We start from the raw sequence: 19981 nt of genomic DNA, 5'->3' as shown, positions 1-19981 counted from the left end.
TATGCCCTTCATCATGTCTACATCCGACGGCATATGGGTCAGACGGCCAATATTCTCGATGGACGTCCGCCAAGCTGGCAGTTTTGTCCGATCAATTACGCTGTGCGTGCGATCCGGCAATCGGGCAGGGCAGTGGCGCGACGGGGGCGCAGCGCGATGCCGGGTCGTTGATTCAAATTATGATTTAGGAATCCTCTATTACCATGAATAAAAACAGCCTGCACGCTAATCTGGAGTCTGGCGCTACTCATAACGGACAGGGGTGCGCGTATGGTGCACTCAGTGGCGTGGGCATCTCGCGCTTCGGCACATGGTTCGTCGAGCGTTTGCACGATGTGCGCAGACGGCCTGTGATCTGGCTGATCGCGATCCTGGTCAGCGCTGATCTCGCAACCATGCTTGAGTTGCTGTCACCTGGCCTGATATTGTTGCCGTTGCTTCTGGGTGTCATGGTAGGCGCGACTGTGCTCAATCTGGCAAATAGGAGCAAGGTGCAGTTGCAGAAAGGGGGCCATCACACGATCGGGTATTGCCTGTCTGCACTATCGGCCGCCGCCATCGGTGGCTATCTGATGATTCAGATAGAGGATTTCCTGCATTTTTCAGTAGCCCATATCTCGATGGCGACCTCAGCGATGCCAAGCGGCCTTCACGCTTCCTCTGTCGTACTTGGCGAATTCAATGGTGAGTCATGGTTCATGGGATCCGTTCTATACGGAATGACGTTTGCCATTGCGATGATGGCGGCGCGGTTTGTACCGAGGTGGATCGTACGTCGGGGAATGGCTGCTCGACAGGCGATGGCCACCGGCACGACAACCGTATCCCATATCATCCGAGCCGCCGTATTTTATGCAGCGCTGTTTGCGGCCGATGCGGCGCTCTCGCATCTCGTTCCTATCTTCGTGCGCGGTCTGGTCCTGACACCAATCGTGAGTGCATTGCTGCTGCTTTCCATGCACGGCACCTCACTCGACAAGGTCTAGAAATTTCGAACATGTGGTCTGTGCTCTGGGCAGTCCATTTGGCGCACAGCACCGCTTAACCTCCACGGGTGACAGGTTGTCAGCGACACCGCTGGGGTTGGCTCAATCGAAGGACTGACGTATAGCGTCATGCTGTTGGCGTTCTTTATTGATGCCGGCGTTGATCCGTAGCCCTGCTGACAGCAATTGAGCGGTAAGCCGTTCGCTTCAGGGCTTCCGGCGGATTTGCTGCAATGTCGTTCTCGTCGCTTTTTTCGACAATGCGAGGTGGCCCTCTCCACTAACTTTGCCAGCACGGGTTTCGTGTCCTTTAATTCCGCCAGCGTGCCGGTCTTGCATATCGCAGAAGTGAATCGGCTGCGTGTGAAAATCGATTCTCACGAAGGGCGTCGTGAAGATCAGGCTTCCAGCGATGCATGATGCGATGGAAAACGGAGCAGCTATGGCCCTCGCCGAGAAGGCGCAGGCGTTGCGTGATTCTGTCGCTTTGCCCTTCGCCGGAGACTGGAGCTTGTTGGATGGCCTCAAGATTCACTGAACAGGAATGGCATGATGACCTCAACCTGCGAGATTGCATTGGGCATAGGCCCACATGCAAATCGTGACATTGCAAACAGCAGCCAGTCGCGGATCGCTTTCGGTGGCGTCGTGCGCGAATCATGGCCGTAAGAGTGGCGATCGAATGCGGAGTCCCCTGTTAGCGAGGTCTTTTCACCAAGTCTCTGCGGTGCATGGTGCCGATGCATGCGTCGCACTACAGTTCATGTCCGAGGTGCTGGCGCCCGTTCCGGATTGATTGCTGCGCTCAGAATATCGCTCGACCGTAGTATCGCAGTCCGCCGGACCAGCCCAGGACGACCCAACGCAGGCCCCCCCGGGAGCAATACCACTCAGCGCGCCAACCGCGCCTTGAGCACCTCGATCAGCGCGCGCACCTTGGCCGACGGATGGCGCGTCGACGGGAACACCGCATGGATCTCGCCCGCCGGCAGCGACCACCCCGGCAGCAGCCGGACCAGGCGGCCGGTCGCGAGATCCTCGTCCGACGCGAAGCTGGTCGCAACCGTGAAGCCGCCGCCCGCGAGCACCGCCGCGTGACAGGCGGTGGCCGTGTTCGACGCGAACGCGCGCCGGCAGCGCAGCGTCGCCCGCCCGCCCGACACGTGCGTGAGTTCCAGCGTGGCGCGCGGCACGCTGGACAGCTGGATGTAGGGCAGGGCGTCGAACGCGGCCGGCGTGTCGAGCGCCGCATGGCGCGCGACGAACCCGGGGCTCGCGACGAGCCAGCGCTCGAAATCGCCGATCCGCACCGCGCGGTAGTTGGAATCCGCGAGCCGGCCGAGCCGGATCGCGACGTCGAGATTGCCCGCGATCAGGTCGACCTGCCGGTCGTCGCATTGCAGGTCGACCTCCAGCTCCGGATGCGCATCGCGCAGCGCGACCAGCGCCGGGGCGACCACGAGCGAACCGTAATCGACCGCCGCGCTCACCCGCAGCGTGCCGCGCAGCGGGCCCGCCCCGCCGGACACCGCGGCGAGCGCCGCCTCGGTGGCGCGCAGGATCTCGCGGCTCGCGTCGTAGAACGCGCGGCCGGCCTCGGTGACGTTGAGCCGCCGTGTGGTCCGCACCAGCAGGCTCGCGCCGACCTCCGCTTCGAGCCGCTGCATGTGCGTGCTCACCATGGTCTTGGCGAGCCCGAGCCGCGCGGCCGCCGCGGTCAGCGAGCCCGCCTCGACCACCGCGACGAAGATGGTCAGCCGGTTCAGATTGACGTCGCGCAGGTCCGCCATCGGATTGTCCATTCATGAAGGATTGTGTTTCGTCGATTATCCACCTTCCGAGGAGAGTTGGCGCGCGTTAGGCTGCGCATGTCCGTCGTCGTGCGGCGGCGGATGCATCGTCCCTTCCAACCTGATCTCCCGGAGCCCCGCTCATGTCCCAATCCGTTCCGTCCAAGCCGATCCGCCTGCATACGACCGCGCTGTCCGGACATGGTCATCGCGTCCAGCTGTTCCTGTCGCTGCTCGGCCTGCCGGTCGAGATCGTGCCGGTCGACCTGTTCGCGGGCGAGCAGCGCACGCCGGCGTTTCTCGCGCTCAATCCGTTCGGCCAGGTGCCCGTGATCGAGGACGACGGCGTCGTGCTGTCCGACTCGAACGCGATTCTCGTGTATCTGGCGAAGCGCTACGGCGATGCGTCGTGGCTGCCCGGCGATCCGGCCGGCGCGGCCGAGGTGCAGCGCTGGCTGTCGCTGGCGGCCGGTCCGATCATGTACGGGCCGTGCCGCGCGCGGCTCGTGACGCGTTTCGGCGCGCCCTACGATCTCGCCGACGCGCAGGCGACGGCGGTGCGCCTGTTCGAACTGCTCGACCCGCAGCTGGCCGGCAAGACCTTCGCCGTGGGCGCGACGCCGACGATCGCGGACGTCGCGGGCTATTCGTACATCGCGCATGCGCCCGAGGGCGGGGTATCGCTCGAACCGTATCCGAACCTGCGCGCGTGGCTCGCGCGGATCGAGGCGCTGCCGGGGTTCGTCGCGTTGCCGGCGCAAGCCTGACGCGGCCGGGCCCGGCCGCGCGCAGACAGGAGTTCACCATGCATGCCGATGTTTCGTCGCCCGAGGCGCTGCCGTTCCACGCGGGCGAGCTGGCCGCGCAGGCGCGCGCGGGCGTGAGCGAGTTCGCGGTCGCGGCGAGCCGCGGCATCCGGACCTGGATGCCGGAGCAGCATCGTGCGTTCTATGCGCAGCTGCCGTTCATCCTGGTGGGCGGGCTGGACCCGTCGGGACAACCGTGGGCGACGGTGCGCGCCGGCGCGCCGGGTTTCGTCGCGGCGCCGGCCGAGGACACGCTGGTGCTGTCGGGTGGCGCGCTGCGCGACGATCCGCTGGCGGGGGCATGGCGCGTCGGCGCGCCGGTCGGGCTGCTCGGGCTGCAGCCGCAGACGCGGCGCCGGAATCGCGTCAACGGAGTGATCCGCGCGCTCGACGGCGATGCGATGACGCTCGCGGTCAGCCAGAGCTTCGGCAATTGCCCGCGCTACATCCAGAGCCGCGCGCCGAGTTTCGTCGCGCGCGCGGCCGGCGCGCCGCAGCGTCGCGCGCGCGAACTGGACGAGGTGGATCGCGCGCTGCTGGCGCGCGCGGATACGTTCTTCATCGCGAGCGCGAACGTGTCGGAGGAGGCGGGCGGCGCGCGCGGCGTCGATGTCTCGCATCGCGGCGGCGAGCCGGGCTTCGCGCGGGTCGACGACGCGCGCACCTTGACGACGCCCGATTTCAGCGGCAACAACTTCTTCAACACGATCGGCAATCTGTTGCATGAGCCGCGCGCGGGGCTGCTGTTCATCGACTTCGACAGCGGCGACCTGCTGTATATCAGCGCCCGCGCGGCACTGATCTGGGACGGTCCGGAACTGGCCGCGTTCAGCGGCGCGCGGCGTCTGGTGCGCTTCCACATCGACGAAGTGCGACGCAGCGCGGCGCGCATGCCGTTCACGTGGTCGGCGGCGATCTTCGCGCCCCAGTTCGCCCGCGAGGCGGGGCCGGAGGCGCAGGCAGGGGCGTGACCGGGGCGTGCGGCAAGGCCTGGCCGCGGAGCGGGCGGTGGACGGCCTGGCGGCGCAACTGACCGAGCCCTCTTTGTTGCTCCGGTTCGCCGGAGGCGGCTTCCGGGGCGGGATTGGTGTGCCAAAGTGGCGATTATTGGTCGATCGATGCAAACCTGTGGGCAGAATCGCCTACAATCTGGGCCCGATGAATACGTCGCCGGAGACCAGCGGCGCGTATGGGTTCATTTGCCACCAGCTGCCGATATGCCGAGATGGAACACAAAAACGACGCGCCACATGAATGGTTAAAGCCGGCGCCAGATCATTCGATGCTGCCCGGGGATCCCGCGATTGCCGTACTCGTGCCCTGCTATAACGAAGCGGTCACGATCAGTTCGGTCGTCGAGGATTTCAAGCGGGCGTTGCCCAACGCGCGCATCTACGTATTCGACAACAACTCGGTCGATGACACGGCGCGCATCGCGCGCGCCGCGGGCGCGACGGTGCGCTCGGTGCCCGACCGGGGCAAGGGCAACGTGATCCGACGGATGTTCGCGGACATCGAGGCCGACGTCTACGTGCTGGTCGACGGAGACGGCACCTACGACGCGGCCGCAGCGCCGACGCTCGTTCAGGCGCTCGTCGACGACGGGCTCGACATGGTGGTCGGCACGCGCGTCTCCGCGGAGCGCGCGGCGTACCGGCCGGGGCATCGTTTCGGCAACCAACTGCTGACGCGTTGCGTCTCGACGCTGTTTGGCCGCACGTTCAGCGACATGCTGTCCGGCTATCGGGTGTTTTCGCGGCGCTTCGTCAAGTCGTTCCCCGCGCATGCGGTCGGCTTCGAAACCGAGACGGAGCTGACGGTGCACGCGCTGGAGCTGCGCATGCCGGTGGCGGAGATCGCGACCGAATACGGCAGCCGTCCGGACGGCTCGGAAAGCAAGCTCAACACCTGGCGGGACGGCATGCGCATCCTGCTCACCATCGTCAAGCTGATGAAGACCGAGAAGCCTTTGCTGTTCTTCTCGTGCATCGCGCTGCTGTGCGCGCTGCTGTCGATGGTGCTGGCGGTCCCGGTGCTCGACGACTATCTGCTGACGGGTCTCGTGCCGCGTCTGCCCACCGCGCTGCTGTGCTCGGCGCTGATGCTGTTGAGCGCCATCCTGTTCGTCTGCGGGCTCGTGCTCGATACGGTGTCGCGCGGCCGCGCCGAGGTGAAGCGCCTCGCCTATCTGTCGTTCGGCCAGCAGACGCGACGGGAGCCGCGCTGACGTGCGCGCGCAATTGCTGCGCTTCCTCGTGGCCGGGACGATCGGCTTCCTGGTCGATGCGGCCGTGCTGTCGCTGCTGGTATGGTGTGGCGCCGGTTATTTCGCCGGCCGCGCGTTGTCCTTCCTGACGGCGGTCTGGGTCACCTGGCGGCTGAATCGCCGCTTCACGTTTGCCGCGTCCGGCGATGCCTCGCCGTGGCGCGAATGGTGGCGCTACTTGGCCGCGATGTCGGTCGGCGGCGTGATCAACTATGCGGTCTACAGCGGCGCGGTCCTGTTGTTGCCGCACAATGCGTGGCTGCCGCTCTGGAGCGTCGCGCTCGGCTCGGTGGGCGGACTGGGCGCGAACTTCGCATCGGCGCGGTGGTGGGTGTTCCGGCGCCGTTCAACCTGATCAACATGAATCATTCCTATTCTGCCGCGCCGACGACGCGCGGCGCGCGCCTCGATACGCCGCGCGCGTTCCTGATCGCTTGTCTGGTCGTGCCGCTTTGCTTCGGGCTGTATTCCGTGCTGCTCGGTGTCGACACGAACTGGGACATGCTCAACTACCACGTGTACAACCCGTTTGCGTGGCTGCACGACAAGCTGCTCGTCGACGTGGCGCCGGCGGGCATGCAGACGTACTTCAACCCGTTGCTCGACGTGCCGTTCTACTGGGCGAGCACGCATCTGCCGGCGCGGCTCGTCGCGTTCGCCTACGGCTGGCTGCACGGGCTGAGCTTCGTGCTGCTGGCGGCGATCGGCCGATGCGCGCTGCCCGGGCTGCGCGACGGCGATCGGCTGCGGATTCCGCTGCTGCTTGCGCTGGCCGGTTGCCTGACCGGCAACTTCCTGTCGTGTCTGGGCAATTCGATGGGCGACGACACCACGGCGCTGTTCGTGCTCGCCGGCTTGCTCGTCCTGCTGGCCAACTGGTCGACGCTGGCCGGCGGGACGGCGCGCGCGGTCGCGGTGACGGCGGCGGCCGGCGCGCTCGTCGGCATGAGCGCGGGCCTCAAGCTGACCAATGCGGTCTACGCGGTGGCGATGTGCGCGGCGTTGCTCGTCTACCCGGGCCGCGCCTTGGTGCGCTTGCGCGTGAGCGTGCTGTTCGGCATCGGCGTACTCGTGGGGTTCGCGGTCACGGGCGGATACTGGATCGCGCACATGTGGACGCTGTTCGGCAATCCGCTGTATCCGCAGTTCGGCTCGCTGTTCCCGAATCCGCACACGCTGCCGAACGCGGTCGTCGATACGCGCTGGCGGCCGGTCGATCTGTGGGAAACGGTCGTGTGGCCGTTCATCATGGCGTGGCATCCGAAGCGGGTCAGCGAGACCCAGGTGCGCCAGATCATCTGGCCGATCGTCTACGTCCTGCTGCTGCTGTGGGCCGCGACGGGCGGCGCGCGCCTGCTGGCGCGGCGGCAGGGGGCATCCGTCGACGCGCGCGCGCGCTTCGTCGTGGTGTTCGTCGCGATCGGCTTCGTCGTGTGGATGAAGCTCTTCAGCATCTATCGCTACATCGTCCCGATCGAGCTGCTCGCGCCGTTCGTGGTGTGGGTCGCGTGTCACGCGCTGCTGCCGCGCGCCCGCGCGCGCCGCGCGGCCGGCTGGCTGCTGGCGGTCGCGACGGCCGTCGTGCTCGCGGGCGGCGCGCCGACCTGGGGGCATGCGGGCTGGGAAGAGCCCGTCTATCACGCGGACCTGCCGACGATCGAGCGGCCGCAGGACACCACGGTCGTGATCTCGGCCGTGCAGGGGCACGCATGGGGCTGGGTCGCGACGCAGGCGTCGCCGGCGGTGAAGTTCATCCAGGTCGGCAGCGGGTTCCCCGGCACCGAGGCGTTCCGCCTGCATCTGCGCGACGCGGCGCGCATGCGCGGCGGCCCGATCTACGCGATCGTCGACGCCGAGACGAACTGGCGCAGCGAGTCGGTCGGCCGCGCCAATCGGGTGGTCGAGCGGCTCGGCCTGAACCGCACCGCCGAGCGCTGCGCGATGCTGGCGCGGTTCGTGACGCGTCTGCGGCTGCATGCCTCGGTGGCGCCGTCCCGTCAGCCGGAGCGGCAATGCGAACTGGATCTGCGCGCGGACGACGTGCGCGACATCGCGGGCGAGAACCGCGCGAACCTGAAGCTGGCCGCGCAATCGCTGGCCGGGGGTCGGCCTCGCGCTCGACGCCGCCTCGTGCAGCGTGCGCGCCGCGCGGGTCGGCGACAGCGCGCTGCCGTACCAGTGGTGCCGGCTGTCGCCGCTCGGCGATTGAGCGGGCCGGCGCCCGCGAGGGCGTCCCTGCGGCGGCCGCTTCGCGCAAGGCGGCTGCCGCGTGCGTTCCCGCGGCGCGGGCGCGTCGCGACGCCTGTCGATTCCCGCCACTGGCGAAACCGCCGCCGCGCGCGCCGCGCTCGATCTATAATGCGCGCCGCCGCGCGTCCGGGCGCGGCCGGGGGCCCGTCGGGCCGCCCGTGAATCGGCGAGCAAGACAGATGCACGTATACATATCAAGGGACAGTGTGGCGATGGGCGGCGACGTCGACGCGCCGCACGGCCAACGCCTGGCCTGCGCCGACGACGCGGCGCTCGGCGATCTCCTGCGCGACATCGTCGGGTCCGGCTATCCGCCCGGCATCGCGGACGGGCCGGCAAGCGGGTCGGCCCGCTCGGGCGCGCCGCTCGCGGTGATGGCGCAGGGCGGGGGCATGGCCATGCTGCCCGCCGCCGCGCGCGGGACGCGGCGGCTCGACGTGCGCCACCTGCATTTCAGCTATCACGCGCAGGTGCCGACCGACACGGTTCGCACGGTGCCGGAGCGGTTGCCCCTGCACGCGCGGACCTGATTTCAGCCCCCACGCGCATCGGCCGGTTTCATCCGACGATGCGCGACGCCGGCGCGCGACGTTTCGCGCTCCTGACTGCCGACCACAAGCCATTCGTAAGATATCGATGTTTGCTCGCCACGCCGTCTTCCGGGACGCGCCTCAGGAACCTGACCGCATGGTCAATTTCAGCGCATGTGTTCCCATTTGTGTCGCAAACCGGCACAGATTCCGTGCAATTTACTTCCGCGAAATGGTTGTTTTCCCTGAGTTTCGGGATGGCACCGCTTTTGCTAATGTTATTTAAATAACGTGATGTGTGATTCATTGCGCACGACAACGGGGCATCAGAGACAGCCGGCGTGACCGGCGCAACAGGGGGCGAGGGAACCGTGCCGATCCGGCGGCGCGGGCCGGAGCCATATCGCTTGATTTCAGCAGGTCCGGCCCGCCGCGCGGTCCCTCGGGGCGCGCGGCATCGATCGTCACTTACCCAAGAAGGAAACCACCGAACGTGGATCAACACACGAGCTTGCGCCGCGCGTCCGCACGCGCCTTACCGCTGTCCCGCCCCTGGCGGGCCGCCACCGTGGGGATCGCGACGGTCGTCGCGCTGAGTGCCGCGCCGGCCCGCGCGGACACGCTCGCCGAAAGCGGCGGCGGCGCGCCGACGCCGCCGGCCAAGACCGGCGACACGCTGCCGGCGTCGCCGTACCTGTCGGACTGGTTCCACCAGAGCATCGGCGTGATCGGCTCGAAGAACATCCGCTTCGGCCCGTACCGCACCAACGACGTCTACCTCGAATACGAGTACTTCGGCCGCAAGGGGCCGTTCGACCTGTACGGCTACGTCGACATGCCGCGCGCGTTCGGCGTCGGCAACGGCTACGACACCGGCATCTCGAACAAGGGGTCGCCGCTGTTCAGCGAGCAGGAGCCGCGTGTGTCGATCGACGATCTGGTCGGGCGCAAGCTCGGCTTCGGCCCGTTCAAGGAGTGGTACGTCGCGTTCGACTGGATCTACGACCAGGGCCACAACGTGTCGGGCCGCCAGAACACGCTGTACGCGGGCATCGGCACCGACATCAAGACGCCGCTGCCGGTGTTCCTGTCGGCCAACCTGTACGTGCGCCGCCAGTGGGAGAACTATGGCGCGCCCAACCAGAATTCGTGGGACGGCTATCGCGCGCAGATGAAGTACGTGTATCCGATCGGCGTGTACGCGGGCGGCCACCTGACCTTCGTCGGCTTCTTCAACTACGACTTCGGCTCGCGCCTCGCCGAGCAGACGGGTGGCGACACCCGCACCGACACCGCGTTCGTCGCGACCAACGTGCTGATCTATGAATTCCAGCACTGGCGCTTCTGGACCGCGGCCCGTTACTTCCATAACGGCGGGCAGTGGGGCGGCACCGAGCTGAACTTCGGCAACGGGCCGTTCCAAAACCGGTCGACCGGCTGGGGCTACTACGCCAGCGTCGGCTACAAGTTCTGATTCCTCTTCAAGGATTGACCGTGGATATCCTGCGCAGTCTGTGTGGCATTCTGGTGTTGCTCGTGGTCGGCTACTGCCTGTCGATGAATCGCCGCGCGGTGCGCGGGCGCACCGTGGTCGCGGCGCTCGCGCTGCAGCTCGCGATCGGCGCGCTGGTGCTGTTCGTGCCGATCGGCCGGGCGGTGCTCGCGGCCGTCGCGCGCGGCGTGAACGACGTGCTCGAGATGGGCCAGCACGGGCTCACGTTCCTGTTCGGCGGGCTGGTCGGCGACAAGATGTTCGAGCTGTTCGGCGCGGGCGGCTTCGCGTTCGGCCTGCGCGTGCTGCCGATGATCATCTTCGTGACCGCGCTGATCGCGGTGCTGTACTACATCGGCGTGATGAAGTGGGTGATCCAGGCCGTCGGCAGCGGCCTCGCGAAGCTGCTCGGCGTGAGCCGGGTCGAGGCCTGCTCGGCGGTCGCGACGATCTTCCTCGGCCAGAGCGAGATGCCCGCGTTCGTGAAGCCGTTCGTGCGGCGCCTGAGCGGGCCCGAGATCTTCGCGGTGATGTCGAGCGGGATGGCGTCGGTGGCGGGCTCGGTGCTGGCCGGCTACGCGGGGCTCGGCGTCAAGATGGAGTACCTGCTCGCCGCGTCGTTCATGGCGATCCCGGGCGGCCTGCTGTTCGGCAAGATGCTGTGCCCGTCGGTCGCGCCGAGCGAGGTCGTGATCGATTCGCTCGAATTCGACGAGAAGCGGCCGGCCAACGTGATCGAGGCGGCCGCGTCGGGCGCGAGCGTCGGCATGAAGATCGCCGTCAACGTCGGCACCATGCTGGTCGCGTTCATCGGCCTGATCGCGCTGCTCAACGCCACCGTCGGCGTGGTCGCGGGCTGGCTCGGCTTCGCGCACGTGACGCTGCAGTCGCTGCTCGGCGTGCTGTTCTCGCCGCTCGCGTGGCTGATCGGCGTGCCCTGGCAGGATGCCGCCGTGGCCGGCAACTTCATCGGCCAGAAGCTGATCCTCAACGAATTCGTCGCGTACAGCGGGCTGTCGCCGTACCTGCAGAACAGCGCGCAGGTGGCCGCGGCCGGCTTGCAGGCGCTGACGCCGAAGACGATCGCGATCGTGTCGTTCGCGCTGTGCGGCTTCGCGAACTTCTCGTCGATCGCGATCCTGACGGGCGGCTTCACCGCCGTCGCCCCCGAGCTGCGCTCGGACGTCGCGCGCTACGGCATGCGCGCGCTCGCGGCCGCCACGCTGTCGAACCTGATGAGCGCGACGATCGCCGGGCTGTTCTTCTCCCTGACCTGACAAGGCGCGTTGCCATGCAACTCTCTCGCAACCAGCTGACCGAAGCGGCGCTCAAGGCGCTGCATCTGGTCGATCTCACGTCGCTCAACGACGACGACACCGACGCCGCGATCGCGGCGCTCGCCGCCGCGGCGGACACGCCGGTCGGCACGCCCGCCGCGCTGTGCGTGTATCCGCGCTTCGTCGGCGCGGCGCGCGCGGCGCTGGCCGCGCGCGGCCTCGCGCTGCCGATCGCGACCGTCACCAACTTCCCGCACGGCGCGGCGGACCCGGAGGCGGCCGCGCGCGAGACCGCCGAGGCCGTCGCGCTGGGCGCTGACGAAATCGACGTGGTGTTCCCGTACCGCGCGCTGCTCGCGGGCGATGCGCAGGTCGGCCGCGAGCTGGTCGCGCAGGCGCGCGCGGCGTCGGCGGGCCGCTGCCTCAAGGTGATTCTCGAAACCGGCGAACTGCGCGAGGCGGCGTTGATCCGCCGCGCGAGCGAGATCGCGATCGAGGCCGGCGCGGATTTCATCAAGACCTCGACGGGCAAGGTCGCCGTCAACGCGACGCTCGACGCGGCCGCCGCGATGCTCGCGGCGATCCGCGACGCGGGGCGGCCGGTCGGCTTCAAGGCGGCGGGCGGCGTGCGCTCGGCGCAGGAGGCGGCGGCCTATCTCGCGCTCGCGGAGCGCGAACTGGGCGCGGGCTACACCGCGCCCGCGACGTTCCGGTTCGGCGCGTCGAGCCTGTTGGCCAGCCTGCTCGCGACCCTCGGCCACGGCGTCGGCGCGGCGCGCGGCGGCGCGTATTGACGGTAGCAAAGGAGCCCTCATGTTTTTGCCCCAGGAAGTGATCCGCCGCGTGCGCGACCGTCTGCCGCTCGAAGCGGGCGAGATCGCGCGCTTCATCGGCGGCGTGAGCGCCGGCCAGGTCGGCGAAGGCCAGATCGCGGCGTTCGCGATGGCGGTCTATTTCAACGAGCTGCCGATCGAGGCGCGCGTCGAGATGACGCTCGCGCAACGCGATTCGGGCGACGTGCTCGACTGGCGCGGGCTCGACCTGCCCGGGCCGGTGGTCGACAAGCATTCGACGGGCGGCGTCGGCGACCTGACCTCGCTGCTGCTCGGGCCGATGGTCGCCGCGTGCGGCGGCTACGTGCCGATGATTTCCGGACGCGGGCTGGGCCACACGGGCGGGACGCTCGACAAGCTCGAAGCGATTCCCGGCTACGACGTCGCGCCGGACACCGCGCGCTTCAGGCGCGTCGTGAAGGAGGCGGGCATCGCGATCATCGGCCAGACCGGCCGGCTCGCGCCCGCCGACAAGGCGATCTACGCGGTGCGCGACGTGACCGCGACGGTCGAGTCGATCTCGATGATCACCGCGTCGATCCTGTCGAAGAAGCTCGCGGCGGGCCTCGACGCGCTCGCGATGGACGTGAAGGTTGGCTCGGGCGCGTTCATGCCCACCTATGAGAAATCGGTCGAGCTGGCGCGCAGCATCGTCGACGTCGGCAACGGCGCGGGCATGCGCACCACGGCGACGCTGACCGACATGAGCCAGGCGCTCGCGCCGTGCGCCGGCAACGCGGTGGAGATCCGCTGCGCGCTCGACTACCTGACCGGCGCGGCGCGTCCGGCGCGCCTGCATGCGGTGACGCTCGCGCTCGCGGGCCAGATGCTGCGGCTGGGCGGGCTCGCGCGCGACGCCGCCGAGGCGCAGGCGCGGCTCGAAGCCGTGCTCGCATCGGGAGCCGCGGCCGAGCGCTTCGCGCGGATGGTGGCGGGGCTCGGCGGCCCGGCCGACCTGCTCGATGCGCCGGCGCGCCATCTCGCGACGGCGCCCGTCGGCATCGAGGTGCCCGCGCCGCGGGCCGGCTGGATCGGCGCGGTCGACGCGCGCGCGCTCGGGCTCGCGGTGGTCGGGCTCGGCGGCGGCCGCAGCCGTCCCGACGACGTGCTGGACCCGGCCGTCGGCCTGACCGGGCTCGCGGAACTCGGCGCGCGCGTCGACGCCGGGCAGCCGCTCGGCGTCGTGCACGCGCGCGACCGCGACGCCGCGCAGCGCGCGCTCGCCGAGGTGCAGCGCGCGTACCGGATCGACGCGGCGGCGGCCGAGCTGCCGCCCGTGATCCACGCCTTGATCGATTAAACGGAGGAGTTGTCATGCGCGCCATCGTTCTGGTTCTCGATTCGCTCGGCATCGGCGCGACGCCGGACGCCGGGCGTTTCGGCGACGCGGGCTCGGACACGCTCGGCCATATCGCGGCGCGTTGCGCGCAAGGCGCGTGCGACGGCGACGGTCGCGCCGGCCCGCTGCGCGTGCCGCAGCTCGAACGCCTCGGGCTCGGTCTCGCGAACCGGCTCGCGACCGGCATGCTGCCGGCGGGCTTCTCCGCGACGCCCGACCTGATCGGCGCGTACGCCGCCGCGCGCGAGCTGTCGTCGGGCAAGGACACGCCGTCGGGCCACTGGGAGCTGGCCGGCGTGCCGGTGCGCTTCGATTGGGGCTACTTCCCGCAGGCGCGCGATTCGTTCCCGCCCGAGCTGCTGGACGCGCTCGTGCGGCGCGCGGGCCTGCCCGGCTATCTCGGCAACTGCCACGCGTCGGGCACCGAGATCCTTGCGACGCACGGCGCGGCGCACATCGCGACGGGCAAGCCGATCTTCTATACGTCCGCCGATTCGGTGTTCCAGATCGCCTGCCACGAGACCGTTTTCGGGCTCGACCGGCTGTACCGGCTGTGCGAGATCGCGCGCGAGGAAGTCGACCGCTACGATATCTGCCGGGTGATCGCGCGGCCGTTCGTCGGCGCGACGCCCGCCGACTTCCGCCGCACCGGCAACCGGCGCGACCTCGCGGTGCCGCCGCCCGAGCCGACCCTGCTCGACAAGCTCGCGACCGCGGGCGGCCAGGTGATCGCCATCGGCAAGATCTCGGACATCTACGCGGGCGCGGGCGTCACGCGCAAGATCAAGGCGGACGGGCTCGACGGCCTGTGGGCGGCGACCTTCGACGCGCTGCGCGATGCGCCTGACTTCAGCCTCGTGATGACGAACTTCGTCGATTTCGACCAGCAGTACGGCCATCGCCGCAACATCGCCGGCTATGCGGCGGAGCTGGAGCGCTTCGATGCGCGCCTGGCGGCGCTGTATCCACTGCTGCGCGACGACGACGTGCTGGTCCTCACGGCCGACCACGGCTGCGATCCGACCTGGCCGGGCTCCGACCACACGCGCGAGCATGTGCCGCTGCTCGTTCACGGGCCGCGCATCGCGCCGGGCAGCCTCGGCGTGCGCGCATCGTTCGCGGATCTCGGGCAGAGTCTTGCCGGCTGGTTCGGGCTCGACGCATTTGCCGACGGCGTCGCGTTTCTCGACGCGAAGGGGACGCGCGCGGGCGCGCACTGACCGACCGACACGACATGACATGACACGAGGGAAACACGACATGGATCAGACCACATTGATCGACGCCGCGAAGGCCGCGCGCGACAAGGCGTATGCGCCGTATTCGCGCTTCCGGGTCGGCGCGGCGCTGCTGACGAAGGACGGCAAGGTATTCCACGGCTGCAACGTCGAGAACGCGTCCTACGGGCTGTGCAACTGCGCGGAACGCACCGCGCTGTTCGCCGCGATCGCGTCGGGCTATGCGCCCGGCGACTTCGCGACGCTGGCCGTGATCGGCGATACCGACGGCCCGATCGCGCCGTGCGGCGCCTGCCGGCAGGTGATGATCGAACTGGGCAAGCCGACGCTCGAAGTGGTGCTCGCGAACCTGAAGGGCGACGTCAGCGTGACGAGCGCCGAGGCGCTGTTGCCGGGGGCGTTCTACCTGGAGTGACGCGCGTGGGGCGGCGTGGCCGTGCGTCGCGCGGGCTCCCGTAAAAGCTCACCCGGCCCGCTTGAACGCGGCGGCGCGCGGCGGATGATCCGCCCGCGCCGCCGCGTTTTCGTTTGGGTTGTTCCGGTGTCCAGAACGCCGGCGCGCCCGGGGCCGCTACGCGCGGCCCGCTTCGTCCGTGCGGTGCAGCAGGCGCTGCAGCACGGCGGGCGAACACGCTTCCACCATCAGGTAGCGCGGCAGGTTCATGCCGGGCGCATCGCGGCGGAGCTTGCACGCATCGAACGTGAAACCCGCGCGGTATCCGGCTTCGCCGGCCAGCGTGGCGAGCGCCGCGTCATGCGTGCCGAAGGGCCAGGCCAGCATGTCGACGGGGCCGCCGCAACGGTCTTCCAGGTCGGCGCGCGCCTGTTGCAGCTGCGCGAGCGTGACCGCATGCGGCGGCGCCGCGACGCCGAAGCCCGGCTGCCACCAGGTATGGGTCTGCACGTCGAACTGTCCGGTCGCATGCAGTTGCCGCAGGTGGCTCCAGGACAGCGTATCGACGGCCGCGTCGATCGCCGAGGGCTGCACGAACAGCGTCACGGGCAGGCGCTCGGCGCGCGCGAGCGGGCCCAGCCATTCGCGGATCGAGCGATGGCCTTCGTCGACCGTGAGCGCGACGGCCTTGGGCGGCAGCGGCGCATCGCCGTCGTGCCGCCACGCGACGATGTCGCGCAAGGGCACGATCTGGTAGCCGCTGTCGCGCAGCTGGCGCAGTTGCGCGTCGAGCGCGGCGATGCTGATGGTCATCGGGTCGGTGCCCGGCTCGGCCGCGAAGCGGTGATAGACCAGCACCGCGACATCGTGTCGCGACGCGGGGGCGGTGACGGCGGAAGGGGCCGGGCGCGCCGCGCGGGTGGAAGCGCGGGATGGGGTCGGGCGATCGTGTGGCGACATGATGTAAGGGGGATTGAGCGGCGCGTGATGCGTGTTGCGCAAGCATGCGATGGTTGGCCGTTTGCGCGTTGCGCCACGTCAAGCCGGCCGCAACGCGGGCGGTTTCGCGCGCGCGGCGCGGGCCGGGTGCGCGGGATCTGAGCCCGATCAGAAAGCGGCCGGTGGCTCGTTGATGCAGGTCAATCGACGTGGCGGATATTTCCCGATGATGAGACGACGGTCGCACGAGGCGATCGTCTGTCGTGCTGCTCCGATGAGGCGACTGACGGATGGGCGGGGTCGCTTGAGGGGGAATGCATGGGAATCGGAATGCAGATCGTTTATGCGGGGTTTGGCGGCTCGGCGCGCGTGGAGGCGGAGGCGTGCGTGCAGCTGCTGCGTCTCGAACGGATGGGCGCGCGGCTCGCCGGATGCGGATTGACGATCGAGGCGCGCGAGGGCGGCGCGGGCTATCGGGTCGGGCTGGAACTGACGTTCGAGGATGGCGCGACGCGGCGGCTCGCGCCGGTCGTGGACGAGGATGCCGGCGCGGCGCTGCGCGGCGTGTTCGATGCGGCGACGGAGGCGATGCGGGAGGCGGTGCGGTGAGGGGCCGCCGGTCCCGGCATGGGGCCGCTCACAGCGCCGCGAGCGTGCCGTATGCGCCGTTTGCGTAGAGCAGCGGGGCCGCGTCCGGACCGTTCGTGATGGTTTCGCACTGGCCGACGAAGATGCGGTGCGTGCCATGCTCGAAGACCGAGGCGATGCGGCAGACCAGGTTCGACTGCGCATCGGCGAGATAGGGCAGGCCGTCCGCCGTGAGCCGCCAGTCGCCGACGGCGAACTTCGCGGCGGGATCGTCGGCCTTGCGGCCGAACGTGGCCGAGACCTGCTGATGCCGGGCCCCCGGCACATTCATGCAGAAGCGGTCGCACCGGCTCAACGCGGCATGGCACGTGGTGTCGCGATGGATGCAGACGAGCAGCGAGGGCGGCTCCACGCACAGCGAGGTCACGGCGGTCGCGGTCATGCCGTACCACGTGTCGTCGCGGCGGCAGGTCACCACGCATACCGAGGCGGCGAGCCGGCGCATCGCGTGGCGGAAGGTGTCCGGGAGCAGCGGATCCACGGCCGTTTCCGGATGCGCGCGCCGCGCGTCCACGGATGCGCCGTCTCGCATCATTGCGGGTCGCGCGTCGCGACGTCGAGCGCCGCGGGCGTCGCGATGCACAGGAACGGCACGATCAGCAGCAGCGTGGCGACGCCGAATCCCACGAACGCGGCGCGCATGCCGAAGTATTCGGCGACCAGCCCGCCGAGCCCCGCGCCGATCGGCATCGCGCCCCAGCCGAACAGGCGCGCGGCGGCGTTGTAGCGGCCGAGCAGCGAGCCGGGCACGAGCGCCTGGCTGAGGGTGCGCGCGTTGATGGTCCACAGCGTGCCGCCCAGGCCGCCCGCGAATGCGCTGGCCGCGACCGCCCACAGGTTGAGGGTCGCGGCGGGCACGGCCATCATCGCGAGGGTGCCCAGCAGGTCGACGAACATCACCGCGCGCCGCCCGAACCAGCGGTTCAGGGTGGTGACGCTGAGCGCGCCGACGAAGCCGCCGACGCCGAGCGCGCTGAGCGCGACGCCGTAGCCGCGCGCGTCGAGGCCCATCACCTTGGTCGCGAACAGCGGCATGAGCGCGAGCCAGGCGCCCCAGCAGGCGCACAGCACGGTCAGCGTGATGGCCATCAGGCGCAGCACCGGCTCGCGCCACAGATGATGCAGCCCCTCGACGATCTGCTGGTGCACGGGCTCGCGCCCGGCGTTCGGCGCGCGCTCGACGCGAAAGCGGCCGGTCAGGAGGAACAGCACCAGGATGCCGATCAGGTAGGCGCCCGACACGGTGCCGAGCGCGAGCGCCGTGCCGGCCGCGACGAGCAGGCCGCCCACCAGCGGACCGCAGAACTCGTTGCAGACCGTCTCCGCGCCAGCGACCCAGGCATTCGCGCGCTCGCGGCCGGCGGGCGCGACGGCGTCGGGGATCAGCGCGGCCGCCGAGGTCAGCGCGATCACCTCGGCGATGCCGAGCGTGAGGCCGCCCACGTACAGCGCCGGCAGCGTGATGCCTTGCGACAGCGACAACAGCACGAGCGTCACGATCGCGGCGAGCCGCATGCCGTTGGCGAGCCATAGCAGCTGGCGGCGATCGGCGCGGTCGACCAGCACGCCGACGTGCAGCGCGACCAGCAGCCACGGCAGGGTGAGGGTGAGCGAGACGCCGGAGACCTGCATCGGCGACTGCGTCAGGGTGGTCGCCATCAGGGGCAGCGCGACCTTGGTCACGCCGTCCGCGAGATTCGTCAACGCGGTGAAGGCGACGAGCACGAAGGTGTTGCGTCCACTGGCGGCGTCCAGTGCGAGATCCGATCGGGTTACCGTGTTCAAGCCTGTCTCCGGTGCGGAAGGGTCGGTCATCGGGTGTCGTGATCGTCCAGGCGGCGGGCGTCGGGCCGCAACTCGGCGAGCGCGACGTCGCAGCGGTATTCGACGCCGCCGTGCAGCAGATGGCGGGTGGTCTTGGCCGGATACGGGCGGCGTCGCAGGCCGCGCGAGATGACTTCGTCGGGGGTGAGGACGAGGTCCGGGCGGCGCGACCCAATATTACTCGCGAATAGGCGAGCATCAAACACGGTATCCATGCATGGCCGCGACGGAATATCAGGCGGGCAATGAAACAGCGGTATGGCCGACGAATCGGGATTGATCGGCGTACCGGAGGCGAGGACGTGAGCTTGATAACGCCCGCGGCGGTTGCGTCACCCCAAGAGTCATGGAGAAATATGGCTGCGCGAGCGGTCGAACCTGCTGCGCTGTCCGTTCCGGCGGATCGCGCGGAAGCGTGAAAATTTCGCTCAACGAAAAATATCGGGCGAATGACCGGCGCACGCCGTGCCCGGATCAAGGCGCATGGACCTTGATCGGCCTCGATCCGGCGCGTCAAAAAGAGCAGTGCGGTTCATGACCGCACTGCCGAGACGACACCTCGATGGAACGATTCAGCCCGCGCGCGTCAAACCCGCGCGAGTCCCTGCGGATCGGTGATGCGGATCTGCTTGCCGCGCGGATCGATGAGCTTCTCGCGCTGGAATTTCGACAGCATCCGGCTCACGGTCTCGAGCTTCATTCCCAGATAGCAGCCGATCTCCGCGCGCGTCATCCGCAGGTTGAACTCCGCCGCCGAGTAGCCGCGCGCCTTGAAACGCGCCGACAGGTTCAACAGGAACGCGGCCACGCGCTGCTCGGCCGACATCGTGCCCAGCAGCATCATCTGGCTCGACTCGCGCACGATCTCGCCGCTCATCATCTGGTGCAGGTGATGCTGCATCGGTCGCAGGTCGCGGCACACCGCTTCCAGTTGGGAGAACGGAATGATGCACACGGTGCTGTCCTCGAGCGCAACGGCGTCGCTGTTGTGGCGGCCGCTGCACACACCGTCGAGGCCGAGCGTCTCGCCGGCGATCTGGAAGCCGGTCACGTGCTCGCGGCCGTCGCGATGCATGACGACCGTCTTGAACGAGCCGGTGCGCACCGCATAGATGCTCTGGAATGGATCGCTGTTGCGAAACAAGGCTTCGCCGCGCTTCACGTGACGCGTGGTGCCGATCATCGCGTCGACGCGCGCCAGATCGCTCGCGGTCAGATCGGCGGGCAGGCACACGGCGCGCATCGCGCAGGTCGAGCAGCGCGCGGCGGCTGCTTTCGGCGCATCGTGATGAGGGGGCGGCATCGCGTGCGGCGCGACGACGGACGGGGTGTGAGCGGGAGCAGCGGCTGGGGCGATCGACATGTTCGA

General features: G+C 69.1%; 22 protein-coding genes. 16 read left to right on the top strand and 6 right to left on the bottom strand.

The window, feature by feature from the left end; translation table 11 throughout:
- The first annotated feature begins 203 nt into the window (after positions 1 to 203).
- Together Bsp3421_RS15750 and Bsp3421_RS15745 are read left to right on the top strand one after the other, a co-directional pair.
- Positions 204 to 986: a hypothetical protein gene (locus tag Bsp3421_RS15750; protein WP_273996852.1), complete on the top strand. Its 783-nt coding sequence runs from the start codon at positions 204 to 206 to the stop codon at positions 984 to 986.
- A gap of 391 nt (positions 987 to 1377) precedes the next feature.
- Positions 1378 to 1524: a hypothetical protein gene (locus tag Bsp3421_RS15745; RefSeq protein ID WP_273996851.1), complete on the top strand. Its 147-nt coding sequence runs from the start codon at positions 1378 to 1380 to the stop codon at positions 1522 to 1524.
- A gap of 352 nt (positions 1525 to 1876) precedes the next feature.
- Here the strand turns inward: Bsp3421_RS15745 and Bsp3421_RS15740 are convergent, their stop codons facing one another.
- The gene (locus tag Bsp3421_RS15740; RefSeq protein ID WP_273998424.1) at positions 1877 to 2776 is read right to left on the bottom strand and encodes a LysR family transcriptional regulator; all 900 of its coding nucleotides are present in this window, start codon (positions 2774 to 2776) and stop codon (positions 1877 to 1879) included.
- Positions 2777 to 2919: 143 nt separating this feature from the next.
- Here Bsp3421_RS15740 and Bsp3421_RS15735 point away from each other — a divergent pair, with 143 nt between their 5' ends.
- From Bsp3421_RS15735 to Bsp3421_RS15680, 12 genes are all read left to right on the top strand, one after another.
- Complete coding sequence (locus tag Bsp3421_RS15735) at positions 2920 to 3543, top strand: glutathione S-transferase family protein (protein WP_273996850.1); 624 nt, start codon at positions 2920 to 2922, stop codon at positions 3541 to 3543.
- Positions 3544 to 3581: 38 nt separating this feature from the next.
- Entirely contained in the window at positions 3582 to 4553 is a 972-nt protein-coding gene (locus tag Bsp3421_RS15730; protein WP_337995268.1) for a pyridoxamine 5'-phosphate oxidase family protein, read from the top strand.
- 311 nt (positions 4554 to 4864) lie between these two features.
- On the top strand, positions 4865 to 5809 hold the full coding sequence (locus tag Bsp3421_RS15725; RefSeq protein WP_273996849.1) for a glycosyltransferase: 945 nt from the start codon (positions 4865 to 4867) through the stop codon (positions 5807 to 5809).
- A 1-nt stretch (position 5810) separates the two neighbouring features.
- The gene (locus Bsp3421_RS15720; RefSeq protein WP_273996848.1) at positions 5811 to 6203 is read left to right on the top strand and encodes a GtrA family protein; all 393 of its coding nucleotides are present in this window, start codon (positions 5811 to 5813) and stop codon (positions 6201 to 6203) included.
- 5 nt (positions 6204 to 6208) lie between these two features.
- On the top strand, positions 6209 to 8260 hold the full coding sequence (locus tag Bsp3421_RS15715; protein WP_273996847.1) for a hypothetical protein: 2052 nt from the start codon (positions 6209 to 6211) through the stop codon (positions 8258 to 8260).
- Between the two features lie 50 nt (positions 8261 to 8310).
- Entirely contained in the window at positions 8311 to 8628 is a 318-nt protein-coding gene (locus Bsp3421_RS15710; protein WP_273996846.1) for a hypothetical protein, read from the top strand.
- 493 nt (positions 8629 to 9121) lie between these two features.
- A complete protein-coding gene (locus tag Bsp3421_RS15705) occupies positions 9122 to 10102 on the top strand; it encodes a nucleoside-specific channel-forming protein Tsx (RefSeq protein WP_273996845.1) in 981 nt (326 codons plus the stop codon).
- A gap of 20 nt (positions 10103 to 10122) precedes the next feature.
- Positions 10123 to 11397: a NupC/NupG family nucleoside CNT transporter gene (locus Bsp3421_RS15700; protein ID WP_273996844.1), complete on the top strand. Its 1275-nt coding sequence runs from the start codon at positions 10123 to 10125 to the stop codon at positions 11395 to 11397.
- Positions 11398 to 11411: 14 nt separating this feature from the next.
- The gene (gene deoC / locus Bsp3421_RS15695; RefSeq protein ID WP_273996843.1) at positions 11412 to 12191 is read left to right on the top strand and encodes a deoxyribose-phosphate aldolase; all 780 of its coding nucleotides are present in this window, start codon (positions 11412 to 11414) and stop codon (positions 12189 to 12191) included.
- 19 nt (positions 12192 to 12210) lie between these two features.
- Entirely contained in the window at positions 12211 to 13530 is a 1320-nt protein-coding gene (gene deoA / locus Bsp3421_RS15690) for a thymidine phosphorylase (RefSeq protein WP_273996842.1), read from the top strand.
- A 14-nt stretch (positions 13531 to 13544) separates the two neighbouring features.
- Positions 13545 to 14789, top strand: a complete 1245-nt coding sequence (locus Bsp3421_RS15685) for a phosphopentomutase (protein WP_273996841.1) — start codon at positions 13545 to 13547, stop codon at positions 14787 to 14789.
- 40 nt (positions 14790 to 14829) lie between these two features.
- Entirely contained in the window at positions 14830 to 15222 is a 393-nt protein-coding gene (locus Bsp3421_RS15680; RefSeq protein WP_273996840.1) for a cytidine deaminase, read from the top strand.
- A gap of 156 nt (positions 15223 to 15378) precedes the next feature.
- Here the strand turns inward: Bsp3421_RS15680 and Bsp3421_RS15675 are convergent, their stop codons facing one another.
- Entirely contained in the window at positions 15379 to 16059 is a 681-nt protein-coding gene (locus Bsp3421_RS15675; RefSeq protein WP_273996839.1) for a polysaccharide deacetylase family protein, read from the bottom strand.
- A gap of 411 nt (positions 16060 to 16470) precedes the next feature.
- Between Bsp3421_RS15675 and Bsp3421_RS15670 the strand changes: the two genes are divergently transcribed.
- Complete coding sequence (locus tag Bsp3421_RS15670; RefSeq protein ID WP_443111459.1) at positions 16471 to 16749, top strand: hypothetical protein; 279 nt, start codon at positions 16471 to 16473, stop codon at positions 16747 to 16749.
- 28 nt (positions 16750 to 16777) lie between these two features.
- Here the strand turns inward: Bsp3421_RS15670 and Bsp3421_RS15665 are convergent, their stop codons facing one another.
- The 3 genes from Bsp3421_RS15665 to Bsp3421_RS15655 all read right to left on the bottom strand — a co-directional run bounded on the left by Bsp3421_RS15665 (position 16778) and on the right by Bsp3421_RS15655 (position 18827).
- Positions 16778 to 17269: a flavin reductase family protein gene (locus tag Bsp3421_RS15665; RefSeq protein ID WP_273996837.1), complete on the bottom strand. Its 492-nt coding sequence runs from the start codon at positions 17267 to 17269 to the stop codon at positions 16778 to 16780.
- Positions 17270 to 17319: 50 nt separating this feature from the next.
- The gene (locus Bsp3421_RS15660) at positions 17320 to 18513 is read right to left on the bottom strand and encodes an MFS transporter (protein WP_273998422.1); all 1194 of its coding nucleotides are present in this window, start codon (positions 18511 to 18513) and stop codon (positions 17320 to 17322) included.
- 86 nt (positions 18514 to 18599) lie between these two features.
- Positions 18600 to 18827 carry a hypothetical protein gene (locus Bsp3421_RS15655; protein ID WP_273996836.1) on the bottom strand — a complete coding sequence of 76 codons (228 nt, stop codon included), beginning with the start codon at positions 18825 to 18827 and terminating at the stop codon, positions 18600 to 18602.
- 200 nt (positions 18828 to 19027) lie between these two features.
- Here Bsp3421_RS15655 and Bsp3421_RS15650 point away from each other — a divergent pair, with 200 nt between their 5' ends.
- The gene (locus Bsp3421_RS15650) at positions 19028 to 19150 is read left to right on the top strand and encodes a hypothetical protein (RefSeq protein WP_273996835.1); all 123 of its coding nucleotides are present in this window, start codon (positions 19028 to 19030) and stop codon (positions 19148 to 19150) included.
- A gap of 48 nt (positions 19151 to 19198) precedes the next feature.
- Here Bsp3421_RS15650 and Bsp3421_RS15645 read toward each other — a convergent pair whose 3' ends face one another.
- Positions 19199 to 19915, bottom strand: a complete 717-nt coding sequence (locus Bsp3421_RS15645; RefSeq protein ID WP_273998420.1) for a helix-turn-helix domain-containing protein — start codon at positions 19913 to 19915, stop codon at positions 19199 to 19201.
- Between the last annotated feature and the right edge of the window lie 66 nt (positions 19916 to 19981).

The organism is Burkholderia sp. FERM BP-3421 (assembly GCF_028657905.1).
In the GTDB taxonomy this organism is placed as follows: domain Bacteria; phylum Pseudomonadota; class Gammaproteobacteria; order Burkholderiales; family Burkholderiaceae; genus Burkholderia.
The sequence above is the reverse complement of the archived record's forward strand: the minus strand, read 5'-3'. Positions and strand labels throughout refer to the sequence as shown.